At 56.6% G+C, this 15,188-nt stretch carries 17 protein-coding genes; 3 read left to right on the top strand and 14 right to left on the bottom strand.

Annotated features, from left to right (window positions below):
• Nucleotides 1–30: 30 nt before the first annotated feature.
• Nucleotides 31–1,263 carry a D-alanyl-D-alanine carboxypeptidase family protein gene (locus E308F_RS13620; protein ID WP_141265467.1) on the bottom strand — a complete coding sequence of 411 codons (1,233 nt, stop codon included), beginning with the start codon at nucleotides 1,261–1,263 and terminating at the stop codon, nucleotides 31–33.
• A 99-nt stretch (nucleotides 1,264–1,362) separates the two neighbouring features.
• Between E308F_RS13620 and E308F_RS13615 the strand changes: the two genes are divergently transcribed.
• Nucleotides 1,363–2,016, top strand: a complete 654-nt coding sequence (locus E308F_RS13615) for a hypothetical protein (RefSeq protein ID WP_141265466.1) — start codon at nucleotides 1,363–1,365, stop codon at nucleotides 2,014–2,016.
• Here E308F_RS13615 and E308F_RS13610 read toward each other — a convergent pair.
• From E308F_RS13610 to E308F_RS16750, 6 genes are read right to left on the bottom strand one after another with little or no spacing between them, the layout of a single operon-like run.
• Nucleotides 1,973–2,719 carry an ABC transporter permease gene (locus tag E308F_RS13610; protein WP_253260481.1) on the bottom strand — a complete coding sequence of 249 codons (747 nt, stop codon included), beginning with the start codon at nucleotides 2,717–2,719 and terminating at the stop codon, nucleotides 1,973–1,975. The genes E308F_RS13615 and E308F_RS13610 overlap by 44 nt on opposite strands.
• Nucleotides 2,720–2,767: 48 nt before the next feature.
• Nucleotides 2,768–3,508: an ABC transporter ATP-binding protein gene (locus tag E308F_RS13605; RefSeq protein WP_141265464.1), complete on the bottom strand. Its 741-nt coding sequence runs from the start codon at nucleotides 3,506–3,508 to the stop codon at nucleotides 2,768–2,770.
• On the bottom strand, nucleotides 3,505–4,488 hold the full coding sequence (locus E308F_RS13600; RefSeq protein ID WP_141265463.1) for an ABC transporter substrate-binding protein: 984 nt from the start codon (nucleotides 4,486–4,488) through the stop codon (nucleotides 3,505–3,507). Before E308F_RS13600 ends, E308F_RS13605 begins: the two co-directional genes overlap by 4 nt.
• 27 nt (nucleotides 4,489–4,515) lie before the next feature.
• Nucleotides 4,516–5,373, bottom strand: coding sequence for a UbiA-like polyprenyltransferase (locus E308F_RS13595; RefSeq protein WP_141265462.1), 858 nt, complete (start codon nucleotides 5,371–5,373; stop codon nucleotides 4,516–4,518).
• On the bottom strand, nucleotides 5,360–6,796 hold the full coding sequence (locus E308F_RS13590; RefSeq protein WP_141265461.1) for a menaquinone biosynthesis decarboxylase: 1,437 nt from the start codon (nucleotides 6,794–6,796) through the stop codon (nucleotides 5,360–5,362). The genes E308F_RS13595 and E308F_RS13590 overlap by 14 nt, the downstream gene beginning before the upstream one ends.
• Nucleotides 6,797–6,803: 7 nt before the next feature.
• Complete coding sequence (locus tag E308F_RS16750; protein ID WP_141265460.1) at nucleotides 6,804–7,538, bottom strand: globin-coupled sensor protein; 735 nt, start codon at nucleotides 7,536–7,538, stop codon at nucleotides 6,804–6,806.
• 136 nt (nucleotides 7,539–7,674) lie between these two features.
• Here E308F_RS16750 and folE point away from each other — a divergent pair, with 136 nt between their 5' ends.
• Both folE and folB read left to right on the top strand, forming a co-directional pair.
• Nucleotides 7,675–8,232 carry a GTP cyclohydrolase I FolE gene (gene folE / locus E308F_RS13580; RefSeq protein WP_141265459.1) on the top strand — a complete coding sequence of 186 codons (558 nt, stop codon included), beginning with the start codon at nucleotides 7,675–7,677 and terminating at the stop codon, nucleotides 8,230–8,232.
• Nucleotides 8,233–8,262: 30 nt separating this feature from the next.
• Nucleotides 8,263–8,634 carry a dihydroneopterin aldolase gene (folB, locus tag E308F_RS13575; RefSeq protein ID WP_141265458.1) on the top strand — a complete coding sequence of 124 codons (372 nt, stop codon included), beginning with the start codon at nucleotides 8,263–8,265 and terminating at the stop codon, nucleotides 8,632–8,634.
• Here folB and E308F_RS13570 read toward each other — a convergent pair.
• The 7 genes from E308F_RS13570 to E308F_RS13540 form a co-directional block, all read right to left on the bottom strand.
• Nucleotides 8,631–9,521: an energy-coupling factor ABC transporter ATP-binding protein gene (locus E308F_RS13570; RefSeq protein ID WP_141265457.1), complete on the bottom strand. Its 891-nt coding sequence runs from the start codon at nucleotides 9,519–9,521 to the stop codon at nucleotides 8,631–8,633. The two genes, folB and E308F_RS13570, sit on opposite strands and share 4 nt — an antisense overlap.
• Nucleotides 9,518–10,222, bottom strand: a complete 705-nt coding sequence (locus tag E308F_RS13565) for an energy-coupling factor transporter transmembrane component T family protein (protein ID WP_141265456.1) — start codon at nucleotides 10,220–10,222, stop codon at nucleotides 9,518–9,520. Before E308F_RS13565 ends, E308F_RS13570 begins: the two co-directional genes overlap by 4 nt.
• A 23-nt stretch (nucleotides 10,223–10,245) precedes the next feature.
• Nucleotides 10,246–10,983 (bottom strand): energy-coupling factor ABC transporter permease, encoded by a 738-nt coding sequence (locus tag E308F_RS13560; protein ID WP_141265455.1) that lies wholly within the window; start codon nucleotides 10,981–10,983, stop codon nucleotides 10,246–10,248.
• Nucleotides 10,984–10,987: 4 nt separating this feature from the next.
• On the bottom strand, nucleotides 10,988–11,419 hold the full coding sequence (locus tag E308F_RS13555; protein ID WP_172613410.1) for a Fur family transcriptional regulator: 432 nt from the start codon (nucleotides 11,417–11,419) through the stop codon (nucleotides 10,988–10,990).
• 163 nt (nucleotides 11,420–11,582) lie between these two features.
• Nucleotides 11,583–13,181 (bottom strand): NAD(P)/FAD-dependent oxidoreductase, encoded by a 1,599-nt coding sequence (locus E308F_RS13550; RefSeq protein ID WP_141265453.1) that lies wholly within the window; start codon nucleotides 13,179–13,181, stop codon nucleotides 11,583–11,585.
• A 170-nt stretch (nucleotides 13,182–13,351) separates the two neighbouring features.
• The gene (locus tag E308F_RS13545; protein ID WP_141265452.1) at nucleotides 13,352–13,690 is read right to left on the bottom strand and encodes a P-II family nitrogen regulator; all 339 of its coding nucleotides are present in this window, start codon (nucleotides 13,688–13,690) and stop codon (nucleotides 13,352–13,354) included.
• Between the two features lie 38 nt (nucleotides 13,691–13,728).
• Nucleotides 13,729–15,066 carry an ammonium transporter gene (locus E308F_RS13540; RefSeq protein WP_141265451.1) on the bottom strand — a complete coding sequence of 446 codons (1,338 nt, stop codon included), beginning with the start codon at nucleotides 15,064–15,066 and terminating at the stop codon, nucleotides 13,729–13,731.
• Between the last annotated feature and the right edge of the window lie 122 nt (nucleotides 15,067–15,188).

Genomic DNA, 15,188 nt, shown 5'->3' with positions numbered 1-15,188 from the left:
GCTGGCTGCGGCCGGGCGGCCTTAATGGGCTCAGGGGTAATCGCTGAAAACCCGGCTCCGGAAGACCCGCCGGCGCTGCCGCTTAACCTGCGCCTGGCGGTATAAAAGGAAGAACGCCCCCATTACCAGACTCAGCCGCAGCCACCAATCGCTGAGGCTAAGGGAACGGGCCGGGATGGGCTGGCGGTTGATGATATCGACGCGGCCTATTACTTCCCCATCCTGCCGGAAAACCATCTCCCCTACTCGCTTACCTGCAGGTAGAGGCCCTTTCAGGGAAGATAACTCCAGCTGGCCGGTAGGGGGGCTGCTGTTATCATTTTTGCGGACTACAGCCAGGTCACCGGCGGCGGCCAGTTCTATCTTTTTTCCGTTGCCCGTGTCCACTACGGCTACTATCTCACCCTGCCGGACCAGCTGAAAAGAACGAAACTCCTTAAAGCCGTAGTCCAGGAGGGCAGCCACGTCCTCCTCGGCCGCCCGGGCACTGGGCTCGTCGAGAACAACGGCAATAAGGCTCTGCCCCTCCCGGGTAGCCGAGCCTACCAGGGTAAAGCGGGCCTCGGAAGTATACCCGTTTTTGACGCCGTCGGCACCTTCATAGTTCCAGAGGAGTTTGTTCTGGTTGACCAGGGTTGTTTCCCATTCCTGGCCGTGCCAGGGCCGGGTTCTGGTAGCTACTATGCGGCGAAAGGTTTCATTCTGCATGGCGGCCCGGGCGATGATGGCCAGATCCCGGGCGGTGGTATAATGGTTAGGGTCCGACAGACCACTGGGCGTAACAAAGTGGGAATTCAAGGCGCCCAGGGAAGCGGCCTTTTCATTCATCAGCCGGGCAAAGCCTTCCTGGGAACCGCCGTAATGTTCGGCTATAGCCAGGGCGGCATCGTTACCGGAATTAAGGAGCATGGCGTAAAGGAGGTTTTCCAGGGTGACTTTCTCCCCTTCCACCAGGTAGACCCGGGTCCCATCCACCCGGGGCGGGTTTGGTCCCACAGTGATCACATCATTTAAATGGCCTTTTTCCAGGGCAATCATGGCGGTGAGGATTTTCGTGGTACTGGCCGGAGCCTTGCGTTCGTCGGGATTTTTCGCGAAGAGCACCTTTCCCGTAGCTCTATCCATCAGTACCGCTGCCGCAGCCGTAAGTTCGGGAGGGCCGGCGGTACTTGCAGCCAGTGCGGGTACTGCGCTGTTTAAAAGGAGGAGCAAGCTGGTAATGATCAGAAGAGAAACTTTTTTTACTTTGTCTGCAGGTGGCATTTATCCTGGTAAATCCCCTTTCTATGTGATCTCCATCATAGCTGTCTGGAAGCCTGTGTATTAGTATGCAGGTAACATTTTTGAAGGGGGGACCCAAAAATGAGCCTGGGACGCTGCCCCGGCCAGGACCGGCGCTACTGGAAGCCCGACGATATTTTCGAGGAACCCTGCCCCCACTGCGGCGGGCTGATTGAGTTCTGGAAAGACGACGTAAACTTACGCTGTCCCCACTGCCGCAAGCTGGTAACCAATCCCCGCTTTGATCCCGGCTGTGCCGCCTGGTGTTCCTACGCCAGCAAGTGCCTGGGCGACATGGCCGCTGTTTACCAGCGCCAGCCCCGGGTGATCCGCGATAAGCTGGAAGTGGAAGCCCGGAAAAATCTTTTCCACCACCGGGAATTGCTCAACCTGGCTTTAAAGGCCGCCGGCTTTGCCGAAAAAATAGCCAGGGAAGAAGGCGTGCAGCCCCTGGTGGCCATCGCCGCCTGCCTCTTCTACGACCTGGGTGCAGCCGGAGAAAAAGCAAGCAGCACTGCCCTGGCCAGGGAGATCATGACCAGGGTTGGCCTCGAACCAGAGATTATCGACCAGGTGGTGAAGATTATCGCCGCCAGGGACACAGTCCTGGACGACCCCGCCTGGCAGGTCGTCCAGGAGGCCCGACGCCTGGCAAAAACAGTGGTCGAAAGCCAGAGGCCGGGGCGTCAAGTTATAGCCGCTGCCATGGACAGAGGAGATATTCAAGGAAATTAAGCATCATGTACAGCACCAATCCCATGCCGGCCATGGCTAGTATCCCGGCAAACATGGCGCCGTAGTCGGCCCGGAACAGGCCGTCCAGGATAAAATAGCCCAGGCCGCTGTTCCCAGCAATTGTCTCACTTAAAAATAGAACGGATATAGCACTGCCAAGGGATATGCGGCTGGCAGTAATGATCTCCGGCAGGCAGGCAGGTATTATTACCTGGCGGTAGAGGCTGATTTTCCCGGCCCCCAGGGAAGCAACGGACAGCAGCAGCTGGGGCGGGATCTGCCGGGCCGCGTCCCGGGTTGTAATCAAGATCTGGTTGACAATGACCAGGAAAATGACCAGCATCTTGGTGGTGTCACCAATGCCTAAGAGGACCATGGCTACAGGTAAAAGGGCTACCTTGGGAACCGGGTAAAGCAGATAGACCAGGGGCGCCAGGAAGGAATCGAAGGCCCGGTGGCGGCCGGCCAGGAGGCCTAAAGGTACTCCAATTATAAGGGCCAGAGCCAGGCTTCCCAGTACCCGATAGGTGCTGATATAAAAGTGCCGGGCCAGTTCCGGCCATCCCGCCTTAACCAGGCTCCGGAAGGCCGGCAAGGGACCCGGCAGGCCCGGGTTGTTGATCCATACGGCCACAAGCCACCAGAGGCTAAATAAAAAAAGAATGGACGCCAGGTAGGATAGGGCCCGGCGGGAATCCGGCACGGGACTATACACCTCCCCGCGACACGGTGCTAATATTAGGTGCTACATTTATTTTCGCAGGAGCTGGCGCACGCGGGAGCAAAGTTGATGGAATTCAGGGGTAAAACGGTAATCCTCCCTTCCCGCCCCCGGGTTGGCCAGGACCGCCTTTACCTGTCCCGGCGCTCCTGTCAGGACAATAATTTGCTGTCCCAGAAAAGCGGCTTCCTCGATGTTATGGGTAACCAGCACGGTAGTCAGCCGGCGCTGGTTTTGTATTTCTACCAGGGTCTGCTGCAGGCTCTCCCGGGTCAGGGCATCCAGGGCGGAAAAGGGCTCGTCCATCAGCAGGACATCCGGTTCCAGGGAGAGGGCTCTGGCAATAGCCACCCGTTGTTTCTGTCCCCCGCTCAGCTGGGCCGGATAGCGTTTTTCCAGGCCGGCCAGCCCCAGACCGGCCAGCAGAGGCTGCAGGCGCTCCTGCTGCTGGCGAGCGGTGAACTTCCGCAGGGCCAGGCCCAGGGCCGCGTTCTCCCACACCGTTTTCCAGGGCAGGAGGCCATAATCCTGGAGAATAATCGCCGTCCGCTGCCGCGGCTTTTTTATTCTTTCCCCGCCGATCCATATTTCCCCCCCGGCAGGCTGCAAAAGACCGGCCAGCAGGTAGAGCAGGGTTGTTTTACCGCAACCCGAAGGGCCTATGAGGACACAGGTCTGCCCCGCCGGTACGGTGAGGTTGATGTCAACCAGCGCCGGTACGGCCCCCCCGCCGGTGTAATAGGTGTAATCAAGATTAAAAACCCGGATCACTTATTCTCCCTGCCAGCAGGGACAAAGGTGGGGTCCACCAGTTCTTCGTAGCTGTATGCCGCCGGCAGTAATTTTTTAGCCACCATCCACTCCTGGACATCGGCTACCTCGGTTTTTGCCGGCACCCCTGGTGATGAAAATTTGGGTGACAGGTACGTATCTTTGAGCTCTGCGGGAATCCTGGCCCTGGTAATAAATAGCTCCCGGTACTTATCCGGATGGCTGCTTACCAGACCGGCTGCCTCGGCATAAACCTGCAGCAGCTTCTTGATGGCGGGCCCTTTCTCCTTGATGGTTTCTTCCCGGAAGATAAGGACCACCTGGGACAAATTGCGGTCAATTTTCGTATCGTCCAGGATGACCCGGCCGCCTTTTTTCTCGGCCAGGGTGGCAAAGGGATCGGGCAGCAGGGCTGCTTCCAGCCTGCCCCCCAGGAGCAGCTGCAGGCGTTCCGGGATCTGGGGCACGGCCACCTTCTGCACGCTGCCGGGTTCTACCCCCGCGCCCTGCAGAAGCCTGTCGGCGATATATTCAATGATGGTATTTTCCGAAATGCCCACGGTTGCTCCCCTGAGCTGTTCCGGGCGGCTGACAGCGGAGCCCGGCCGGGTAACCAGGGCGAAGCGTCCTTCGGACGGTGTTGCCCCCATGGTCAGGGAGACGATTTTGACCGGCGTCCCGCCTTTCCGCAGGAGGGCCGTGGCCACAATGTCCGCCACTTCCCCGTCAATGCTTTTGGCCTGCAGGGCCAGGTCGCGCTCCCGGGCGCTGTTGAAGGGTACTAACTCGACCTTCAGCCCGGCCCTGGCAAAAAGGCCTTCCTGCTCGGCGACAAAAAAGGGGAAGTTGTCTTCTACCGGGATCAGGCCCAGCTTCAGGCTTTCCTTTCCCCTGGCCTTACCTCCCGGTGCCCTGCAGCCGGCTGCCATTAAAACCATAAGCAAGGTTAGCAAAAAGAAGATTAAGCGTTTCCCGCGCATTTTTTCACTCCTTTTTCCAGTAACCCTTTACCGCCAGGTTAACGCCAGAAAGGTAAAAACAAACATGAGTACGCTTAAATAGCCATTCAAGTTTAAAAAGGCCAGGTTCAAGCGCGACAGGTCTTCCGGGGAAACTAAACGATGCTCATAGATTAAGATTACGGCCGCCAGCAATACCCCCAGGAAATAGATTAAACCCAGGTGCAGGAGCACGCCCACCAGGGCGAGCATCAGGATGGCGAAGGCATGCAGGCAGCGGGCGATAATCAGGGCCCGGGCCTTGCCAAAACGGGCTGGTATAGAATGAATGCCGTACTCCCGGTCAAAATCGTAATCCTGGCAGGCGTAGATAATATCAAACCCCGCCACCCAGCTCCCCATGCCCAGGCCCAGGACTATGGCCGGCAGGTCCATGGTCGCCCGGACAGCCACCCACGCTCCCACGGGAGCCAGGGCATCGGCCAGCCCCAGGACCAGATGGCAGGCCCAGGTCCAGCGTTTGGTATAAGAATAAATAACCAGGACAAAAACGGCAATGGGCAGCAGCTGCACACAGAGCCAGTTTAACTGCATGGCGGCATAAAATAAAAGGCCAAAGGAAAGAAGGGTATACAGCCACACTTCGGCTACGGACAAAAGCCCCCGGGGCAGGGCCCGGCCGGCCGTGCGCGGGTTCAAGGCATCAATATGGCGGTCAATGAGGCGGTTTAACGACATAGCTGCCGTCCGCGCCCCGATCATGGCCAAGGTAATCCAGCCAAGCTGGGCCGGAGTCGGCCGGCCGCCGGCCGCCAGGAAAGCACCCAGGTAAGCAAAGGGGAGGGCAAAAATGGTATGCTCAAACTTGATCATTTCCAGGAAGATCTTCAGCTTACGGCAGGCCATAATCGTGCCACTTCCTGTCGATGCGTTCCAAAATCTCCCGGCTCATGCGCGCTTCCCGGGGCCAGGGCCGCGGGTACCCTTCTTCCGGCAGCTTCCGGGTAGCATCCAGCCCCATCTTGCTGCCGTAACCTGTATAGGCGGAGGCATGATCGAGGATGTCCACCGGCCCGTCCACGATTACCGTATCCCGTCGGGGTTCAATGTTGCCTAGAACACGCCAGCGCACTTCTTGAAGATCATGCACATTCACGTCGTCGTCAACGACAATGATCAGCCGGGTAAACATCATCTGCCCCATGCCCCAGAGGGCGTGCATGACTTTACGCGCCTGGCCGGGGTAACTTTTGCGGATGGAGACGATGACACAGTTGTGGAATACCCCCTCGGCCGGGAAGTTAATGTCCACAACCTCCGGCAGCTGGAGCTGGATCAGGGGCAAAAAGAGCCGTTCCGTTACTTTGCCTAAATAGACATCTTCCATGGGCGGCGGCCCCACCACCGTGGCCGGGTAAACGGCGCGGCGCCGCATTGTCAGGCAGGTAAGGTGGAAAACCGGGTAATAGTCGGCCGGCGAGTAGTAGCCTGTATGGTCGCCGAAGGGGCCTTCCAGCCGCCTTTCATGGACGTCCACATAACCTTCCAGGATGATTTCCGCCCGGGCCGGCACTTCGACATTCACCGTTAAGGCCGGGACCATCTCCACCGGTTCCCGGCGTAAGAACCCGGCGAAAAGCATTTCATCAAATCCCGGCGGCAGGGGAGCAGTCGCGGCATAAATCACGGCCGGGTCGGCCCCCAGGGCTACGGCTACTTCCAGGCGGCCTTGGCTTTTGCGCAGGTGCTCCGCCCCGTCCTTGTGGAGCTGCCAGTGCATGCCGGTGGTGCGATCATCAAATACCTGCATGCGGTACATGCCTACATTGCGACGGCCGGTGACCGGGTCGTGGGTGAAAACCAGGGGCAGGGTAATAAAGCGACCGCCATCTTCCGGCCAGAGCTGCAGTACCGGCAGTTCCGCCAGGGAAGGAGGGTCAACCCGCACCTCCTGGCAGGGGGCGGTTTTGACCCGGCGCGGAAGAAAACGGCCCAGTTCGGCCAGGCGCGGCAGGCTTTTCAATTTCTCCAGCCAGCCGCCGGCCTTTCCAGGTAAATCGAGTAAAGCCCTCAATCGCGCAGCCGGTTCTTCCAGGTCGGCGATCTGCAGGGCCGCTTTCACCAGCTCCTCACTACCGAAAAGATTGGTGGCTACAGGTAAAGGTGAGCCCTTTACCCGTTCAAAGAGGAGGGCCGGCCCCCCTTTTTTCACTACCCGGTCGGTTATGGCGGCAATTTCCAGCACCGGGTCGACTTCTACCTTCACCCGGTGGAGCAGTCTTTTTTGTTCCAGGCAGGCAAGATAAGCCTGCAGATCCTCATGGGGCAACTCTTTCTCACTTCTCCTTTTGCTGCATTCTGGCCAGGATGCGGTGGTTCTCCTGGACCTTCTGGGTGATATCTTTGGCCGATTGGGAAGTCCGGGCCGCCAGGTCCCGTACCGCCTGGGCCACCACCGTGAAGGTGCGGCCGTGCTCCCCGGCCCGGGCCGCTTCGATGGAGGCATTGAGGGACAGGATCTTCGTCTGCTCGGCGATATCGCCGATAATCCTGGCTACGGCAGCGATTTCATCATGGAAACGGGTCAGGTGCTGGAGCTGGTCAATAATATAGCTTTCAATGGCCAGCTGCATGTCAAAGACAATCCTTTTGGTAAAGGCCTCCAGCAAGCGCAGGGCCAGATCGGGATCATCGCCATGGTAGTGCCAGATAATGCGGTGAAGCTCACTGAAGTAAAGGCGATAGGACCCCAGGTACCACTTGGGATAGAGGCCGATTTCCTGGTGCTTCTTACCAATGCGCAGGCGCCAGGATATGTATTCTTGATCTATGACCGGGGAAGTAAGGCTGATAAAATAAGCTTTCTGGGTCTTTGATAGTCGTTCTATCGTACTGTGGTTTTTAATTAAAGCATCCAGGTACGGATACTGAACAAGCTGATCATAAAAGTTTTTAACTACAGTATCAGCTTCTTTCATAAAAATATCTCTTTCTGCGTGCATCAGGGCCAGCTCCGCCTCGCCAATACCCAAAAAACGCAATTGCTCGGCATAGGTAGCCGCAATGGCCATATTTCCACCCCCGCATTCTCCTGATGAAACATATTTCGCTTTTGAAAACCATATTCCTTCTCCATAGAATTGACTGGCCGTAAGATATATGTTTTAATGACAAAAAACAATGGTAATTCGCCGGGGAGGAAGAATTATGGATAAAGAAAAAATCCGCCAGGCGGTAAGGATGCTCATCGAGGCCGTAGGTGAAGACCCGGAGCGGGAAGGCTTGAGGGAAACGCCGCGTCGTATTGCCGATATGTACGCCGAGATCTTTGCCGGTATCAACCGCGACCCGGGGGAAGAACTGACGGTAGTCTTTGATGAGCACCATGAAGAAATGGTGCTGGTCAAGGATATCCCCCTCTATTCCATCTGCGAGCACCATTTTCTCCCCTTCCTTGGGAAAGCCCATGTTGCCTATATACCGCGTGGTAAGATTACGGGCCTCTCCAAGCTGGCGCGGGTAGTGGACATTGCCGCCCGGCGGCCCCAGGTCCAGGAGCGTTTAACGTCGCAAATCGCCGATATTATCATGGAGAAGCTGGACCCTTACGGCGTGGTAGTAGTCATTGAAGCCGAGCATTTATGCATGAGTATGCGGGGGGTCAAAAAGCCCGGGCACCTGACCATCACCTCCGCCGTCCGCGGCCTTTTCCGCCGTGACCAGGCCGCCCGGGCCGAGGCTATGGCGCTGATCCGGGGCAAATAACTGGCTAAACCTTTCTCCATGGAGGGCTTTATGGTTAAAGATAAAATAATCCTGGACGGGCTGGAATTCTATGCCTTCCACGGCTGCCACCCTGCCGAGGCAGAGCTCGGCCAGCCCTTCATCGTCGATGCCGAACTCTACCTGGACCTCGCCCCGGCCGGGCAGGCTGATGACCTGCAGGCCACGGTTAATTACGATGCGGTTTATCGCCTGATTCGGGAGACCGTCACCGGGCAACGCTTTAAACTCCTGGAAGCCCTGGCGGAAGCTGTAGCGCAAAAAATCCTCACCAGCTTCCCGGTAGAAGAGGTGCTGGTGCGGGTAAAAAAACCCCGGGCACCCCTGCCCGGGACCTTCAATTACGCCGCCGTAGAAATCCGGCGCCGCCGGAAAGGCCCTTAGCCTTCCAGGCAGGCCACCCTTTTGGGTTCCCTTTCCTCATAACGGGCGCAGGTTAGGCCGGATTTTAAGAGGGGAAGCAGCTCCTGCCTGGCTTCTTCCAGGGTTAGGGGTAAGTTTACAGGTATACCCTCCCGGGAAAGATGGGCAAAGAGCTCCACCAGGAGGGGAGGTTCCAGGTTGGCCTGGCGTAAGATATCCAGCCGGGCAAAGACCTCACGCGGGCTGCCCTGCATCAGGATCACGCCCTCGCTGATTACATATATCCGGTCGGCGACCAAGGGCACCAGGTTGATATCATGGTTGGTCATCACTATGGTGGTGCCGAACTGGTGGTTAAATCGATCCAGCAGATGGATTATTTCCCTTTTCGACCGGGGATCCAGGCCGTCGAAGGGCTCATCCAGAAGAAGCAATTCGGGCCGCATGACCATGGCCCCCGCCAGGGCCACTTTCTTTTTCTCACCCCCGCTCAGGTAATGGGGGATTTTATCTTTCAGGTGATAAATGTCCATGGCCCGGAGGATGTTCTCCACCAGTTCCCTGACTTCACCGGGCTTTAAACCGCTGTTCCTGGGAGCCAAGGCGATGTCGTCCCAGACCGTAGGCCCGATAATCTGTTCATCCACGTTTTGGAAGACCACCCCCACCCGCCGCCTCAAGGAAGCAAATTCCCTGACCGGGTCCACCCCCAGGACCTGGACCTCGCCTTCAACAGGTTTAAGCAGGCCGGTAAGGTGAGCCAGGAGAGTAGTTTTTCCCGAACCGTTGGGACCAAGAATCATTACTCTCTCCCCGGCCCGGACCACAAAATCCAGCCCGCAGAATCTCACCTCCGTTTTGTCCGGGTAGACATGGCGCAGGCATTTAACCCTGACCACTTCCGTCATAGCATCACCACCCAGAGAAGGACAGCCAGCCCGGCCAGCAAGGGGCCCAGATCATACCAGGTAGGCTGGTACCATTTACCTTCATAAAAACTCCCCGGCCGGTAGCCCCGCAGGGCCAGTACGTGATACATCCGCTCACTGGTATCCAGGGAATGGATTAGCAGCACCCCCAGGGCAGCGGCCGCATTGCGCATGTTGACTATTAATTTGAGGGGGTTATAGCCGCCCTTAACCTTCAGGGCCGTCAGAAAATTATCAAGCCGGTCTAAGAGAATAAAGAAGGAACGGTAGGTCAAAAAGAGGGCGTCGGCGATGAACGGCGGTAGCCATCTCCGCAAACAGGCAAAGATAGCGGGGACACCGGTAGTGGTTAACAACAGGACCATGGAAGTGGCAGCAGTGATTGCTTTAAGAATTACCAGAACCGGCCCCGTCCAGCCGTTACCCGGCAGGCTCATGGCAAAAACGCCGGCCAAAAAGGCCGGGTAGAAAAGTATGTGTACAAAGCGGCGCAGGGGTATACCGGCCGTGATCAGCAGGGCCAGCAGCAAAACCAGGGTTAAGACAAGGGGTAAAAGCTTGCTGCTCAGTACCACGGCAGCAATTACTGCGATGGTAAAAAGTATCTTGGCCGTGGCCGAAGCCCGGTGCCAGAAACTATGGCCCCGGAAAGCCAGGTAGTCAATATCCGCCAGGTGCATTTTTTCGCCCTCTCTCGAAAAATCTATTCCGTAGCCACCGGTGGAGCCGGGCCGTCGATTAAACCGGGTCTTACTTTTAATAAGTAACCTATGATCAGGGCCGTTACCACAGACTCAACAATTATACCTGCCAGGCTGATAGGCAGGACGACCCGGAGCAGGCGCGCCAGGGATATCCCAGGTTCGTTGTGCATTTCATTCCCGGCAGCGGCTATGTCCGGTCCGCTGGCTTCTACTACCTGTTCTTCATGATGGTCTTCGTAGAAGACCAGGACCGGGTCTATCCGGGTAAGGCCCAGCGTAGCAAACATCAGGGAAAGGGAAAAAACCAGGGCCAGGGAGGTGGCGGCCGCTGCTGCCGTTACCGGGCGGAATCGTTGCCTGAAAGCGAAGAATAAGTAATAACCCATAATCGCCTCACTGCCGACCACCAGGGTATTCAGGCCCACAACAGTAATTCCACCGTGGCCCGTGAGGGCCAGGATGAGATTGACTATAAAAACCGCCACCAGACCCAGCCAGGGCCCCAAGAGAATGCCCGCCAGGACCGTTAAATTCAGGTGCACCGGGAGTAATCCCAGGGGTACGTTCATGGCCAGGAGCATAAAGGCGCTGACGAATCCCAGGCGGGGTAGTTTCTTCCTGAGGTCTTCCCTACCGGCTTGCCTGACAGCCAGGGCTAAAGCAAGGGCCGTAACGGCATAACCCACGACCAGCCAGGCAGGAGCGATGACCCCGTCGGGAATATGGAGGTGACTCATGGCTCTAGGACCCTCCTTTGCACTTCTCACAGTCCAGGCAGTAGCCGTAGGCTTCAAACTGGTGCCCGGTTACCAGGAAGCGGTGCTTCCTGGCCAGACTCTCATCCAGCTGCACCGGACAGGAAGAAAGTTCTATGACCCGGCCGCACCTAAGGCAGAAGAGGTGGTGATGATGTTCGGCCCGGGCTTCAAAGCGGGCGCGGCCGTCGCCAAAATCCACCCGACCAATAAGTTTTAAGTCGGCTAACAGGTTCAGATTGCGGTAAACCGTGGCCAGGTTCAGCTCCGGGCACGTCATTTGTACCCGCTGATGCACCTCTTCGGCGGTAAGGTGCTCTCCGGTTGTGGCCAGGGCCGCCAGTATTGCCTTTCGCTGCCTGGTCAGCTTGTAACCGCTTCCGGCAAGGGTTTCCTCGAGATTATTCCTCCCAGCCATGAATGCACCGCCTAAATGCAAACGATTTGCATCTATAAGATAGCACAATAAGTCCATGAAGGCAAGGGTTTCCCGTCCATTAATGCAAATCCATTGCATTTAACTGCAATAAATATATGCCCGGCTGCACCTGTTTATACCTGCGTCCCGGCGGCAAAGGCAGCTACTCTAGCGGCCGGTAGCGGCTGACGATGGCTTCAGCTACCTTAAGGCCGTCGACAGCGGCGGAGACAATACCTCCAGCATACCCCGCCCCTTCGCCCGCCGGGTAAAGGCCCCCTATGCTGGCCTCAAATCGTTCATCGCGCCAGATGCGTACCGGAGAAGAACTGCGGGTTTCCACCCCGGTCAGCACCGCCTCCGGCAGGGCAAAGCCGTAAACCTTGCGGTCAAAAACGGTTATGGCTTCCCTTAAAGTGGCCACTACATAATCAGGCAGGCATTTTTTTAGCTCCTGGAGGGTTACCCCCGGGCGATAGGTAGGCTTAACTTTGCCCAGTTGTTCAGAAGGCCGCCCAGCCAGGAAGTCGCTCACCATCTGGGCCGGGGCATGATAATTTTCCCCTCCCAGCTGGAAAGCCAGGCGTTCCCAGCGGCGCTGGAACTCGACCCCGGCCAGGGGGTGATCGCTGCCAAAATCCTCCGGCGTTACTCCCACTAAGAGGGCGCTGTTGGCATTCTCCCCATCCCGGGCGTAGGTGCTCATGCCGTTGGTCACCACACCGCCGGGTTCCGAGGCGGCAGCCACCACGGTGCCCCCGGGGCACATGCAGAAGGTATAGGCCGAGCGGCCGTTAGGTGCGTGGTAGGCCAGTTTATAGTCGGCCGGTCCCAGTCCCTCCAGGCCGGCAAATTGCTTGTACTGGGCAACATTAATCAGGTCCTGGGGATGTTCAATGCGTACCCCGATAGAAAAGGGTTTGGGGCCCACCTGCACCCCTCGCTCTACCAGCAATTTAAAAGTATCCCTGGCACTGTGGCCACAGGCGAGAACGGCCACCGTTGCCGGCAGCTTTTCCGTACCATTTATAACCAGGCCCTGGAGGTGGTTGTCCCCTATTTCGATACCGGTAACCTGGGCGTTAAAACAAACCTCGCCTCCCAGGCGAATTATTTCATTACGCAAATTTTTAACTACATACCGCAGAATATCGGTGCCGATATGGGGCCGGTAATAATACAGAATTTCCTCCGGTGCCCCGCACCGTACCAATTCCTCCAGGACGAAACGGCAGCGGTGATCGTTAATTAAAGTCGTCAGCTTGCCGTCAGAAAAAGTACCAGCCCCGCCCTCACCGAACTGAACATTGCAGCCGGGATCCAGGTGACCTTCCTGCCAGAAGCGGGCTACCACCCTGGTCCGGGTGTCCACATCAGCACCCCTTTCCAGGAGGAGAGGCCGGTAACCCTGGCGGGCTAAAAGCAGCCCGGCAAAAAGTCCGGCCGGCCCGGTACCGATAATTACGGGACGGTGTGCAAGTTTTTCCTCGCCCGGTTTGACGAATTGATAGACCGGGTAGGTAGCCCGGGAGATGGTTTTATTGCAGGCATGTTTCTTTAACAGGCGGCTTTCATTCTTAACCCTGGCATCCAGGGTATAGACCCAGTAGATCATCTCCCGGGAACGGGCATCCAGGGACTGGCGGTAAATGGTAAAACCCTGTAAATCCCGGGCCGGTATGCCGAGCTTTTGCAAAAGGGCGGCCTGCAGATCCGGCACTTTATCTGTTATGGGTATCTTGATACCTGTGACTCTGAGCACTGCTTCACCTTCTTTAATTTATACGGTTATGATTTTATTTTACCATTTGAGCCAGGCTTAAATATCCGGGCAGGGATAAAAAAAGACGGTCCGGCTACCCTCGTCGAAGGGATAACCAAAGACCGCTGGCAAAAGAAGACGTTACTCCAGCTCACGGGCAAGCTTCTGCCTTAAATAGCTGCTTCACCCATTTCACCGGTACGAATACGGATGGCATTTTCTATATTATAAACAAAGATTTTACCATCGCCGATGGAACCGGTACGGGCTTCCCTCAAGATAAGGTTAATCGCCTCATCTACGTCTTTATCCAGGACAACAATTTCTACCTTAACTTTAGGTAACAAGTCAATAGTATACTGGCTGCCGCGGTAAACTTCAGTTTTGCCCTTTTGCAGGCCGCAACCGGTAACATGGGTTACGGTCATCCCATTGATGCCGTATTTACCCAGGGCCTCTTTCACAGCTTCCAGCCTGGCCGGCCGGATAATGGCCTCGATCTTTTTCATTTTTTCCCCGCCTTTCCTTTGAACTACGGTATCCTGCCTCAGTGAACTTGCGTACCCCGCATGACGAAATCACCGTAGGCCTGGATACCGTGCTCGTAAATATCCAACCCTTCGCTTTCCTCTTCCTCAGATACCCGCAAACCTACAGTAACTTTGATGATAGCAAAAAGGATGGCTGCTGTAAGTACAGTCCAGGCAAAAACTGCTGCCACGCCAATTAACTGGGTGATCAACAGGGAGACGCCGCCGCCGTAGAAAAGGCCTCCCTCGACGGCAAAAAGACCGACCATAATGGTTCCAAAAGCACCGCTAAAACCGTGAACTGAAACGGCGCCAACGGGGTCATCAACCTTTAAAACCTTATCCATAAATTCCACTCCCAGGGCCGTTACGCAGCCCGACAGGAAGCCGATAATCACAGCTCCCAGGGGACTGACGGCAGCCGTCCCGGCCGTAATGCCCACCAGTCCACCCAGGGTACCGTTCAGAGTCAAACTGACATCGGGTTTCCCAAAACGCAGCCAGGGCAGAATGAGGCCGCCAAAGGCCCCTGCCGCCGCAGCCAGGTTAGTCGTGACGGCGATGCGGGCAATGTCCGGTGTGGTACCGGAAAGGGTGCTGCCCGGGTTAAAACCGAACCAGCCGAACCAGAGTAAGAAGACGCCCAGGGCTCCCAGGGTAATGCTGTGGCCGGGAATAGCCCTCACACTACCGTCAGGACCAAACTTGCCGCGCCGGGGACCCACCATGGCCGCGCCTACCAGGGCCGTCCAGCCCCCGACCGAGTGGACTACAGTGGAACCGGCAAAATCGATGAAGCCGCGCTGGGATAGCCAGCCGCCGCCCCAGGCCCAGTGGCCAACTACAGGGTAGATGACGGCACTGATAAAGATGCTGTAAATCAGGTAAGCAACAAACTTCGTCCTTTCAGCCATAGCGCCGGAAACGATGGTAGCTGCTGTAGCGCAGAAGACTGTCTGGAAAATCAGGAAAGCGTAGAGGGGGATCTCCAGCCCCAGGTGTTCAAAGGTGCCTGTTGTTCCCCAGCCGGTGGTCCCGATAAAGCCGCCGGCATCAACGCCAAACATGATGGCAAAGCCAACCAGCCAGTAGATGATGGAACCGGAACAAAAGTCGATGAGGTTCTTCATGACAATATTGGCTGCATTTTTGGCCTGGGTAAAGCCGGTTTCGACCATGGCAAAGCCCGCCTGCATAATGAAAACTAGAAAAGCAGCTATTAAAGTCCAGACGGTATCAAGGGCAGTCGCGTTGCTGGCAGCCGTCGGCTCCCCGGCCCAGGCCACAGAAGGGAGAAATAACATTACGCTTACAAAGAGAAGAACCAGACCGATTCTGCATCTTGAAATTTGCATGGTTTTACCTCCCCCAAACTTTTTTAAACGAAATTACCATCTCTTCCTGACCAGTTTGCCCATGGCTACCCCCTCCCTGGTGTTAAAGAATTAAAAAGTAAAAGGCGCTACCCCAGGGGGCT

This window comes from Moorella sp. E308F (assembly GCF_006538365.1).
GTDB lineage: Bacteria > Bacillota > DSM-521 > Neomoorellales > Neomoorellaceae > Neomoorella.
The sequence above is the reverse complement of the archived record's forward strand: the minus strand, read 5'-3'. Positions and strand labels throughout refer to the sequence as shown.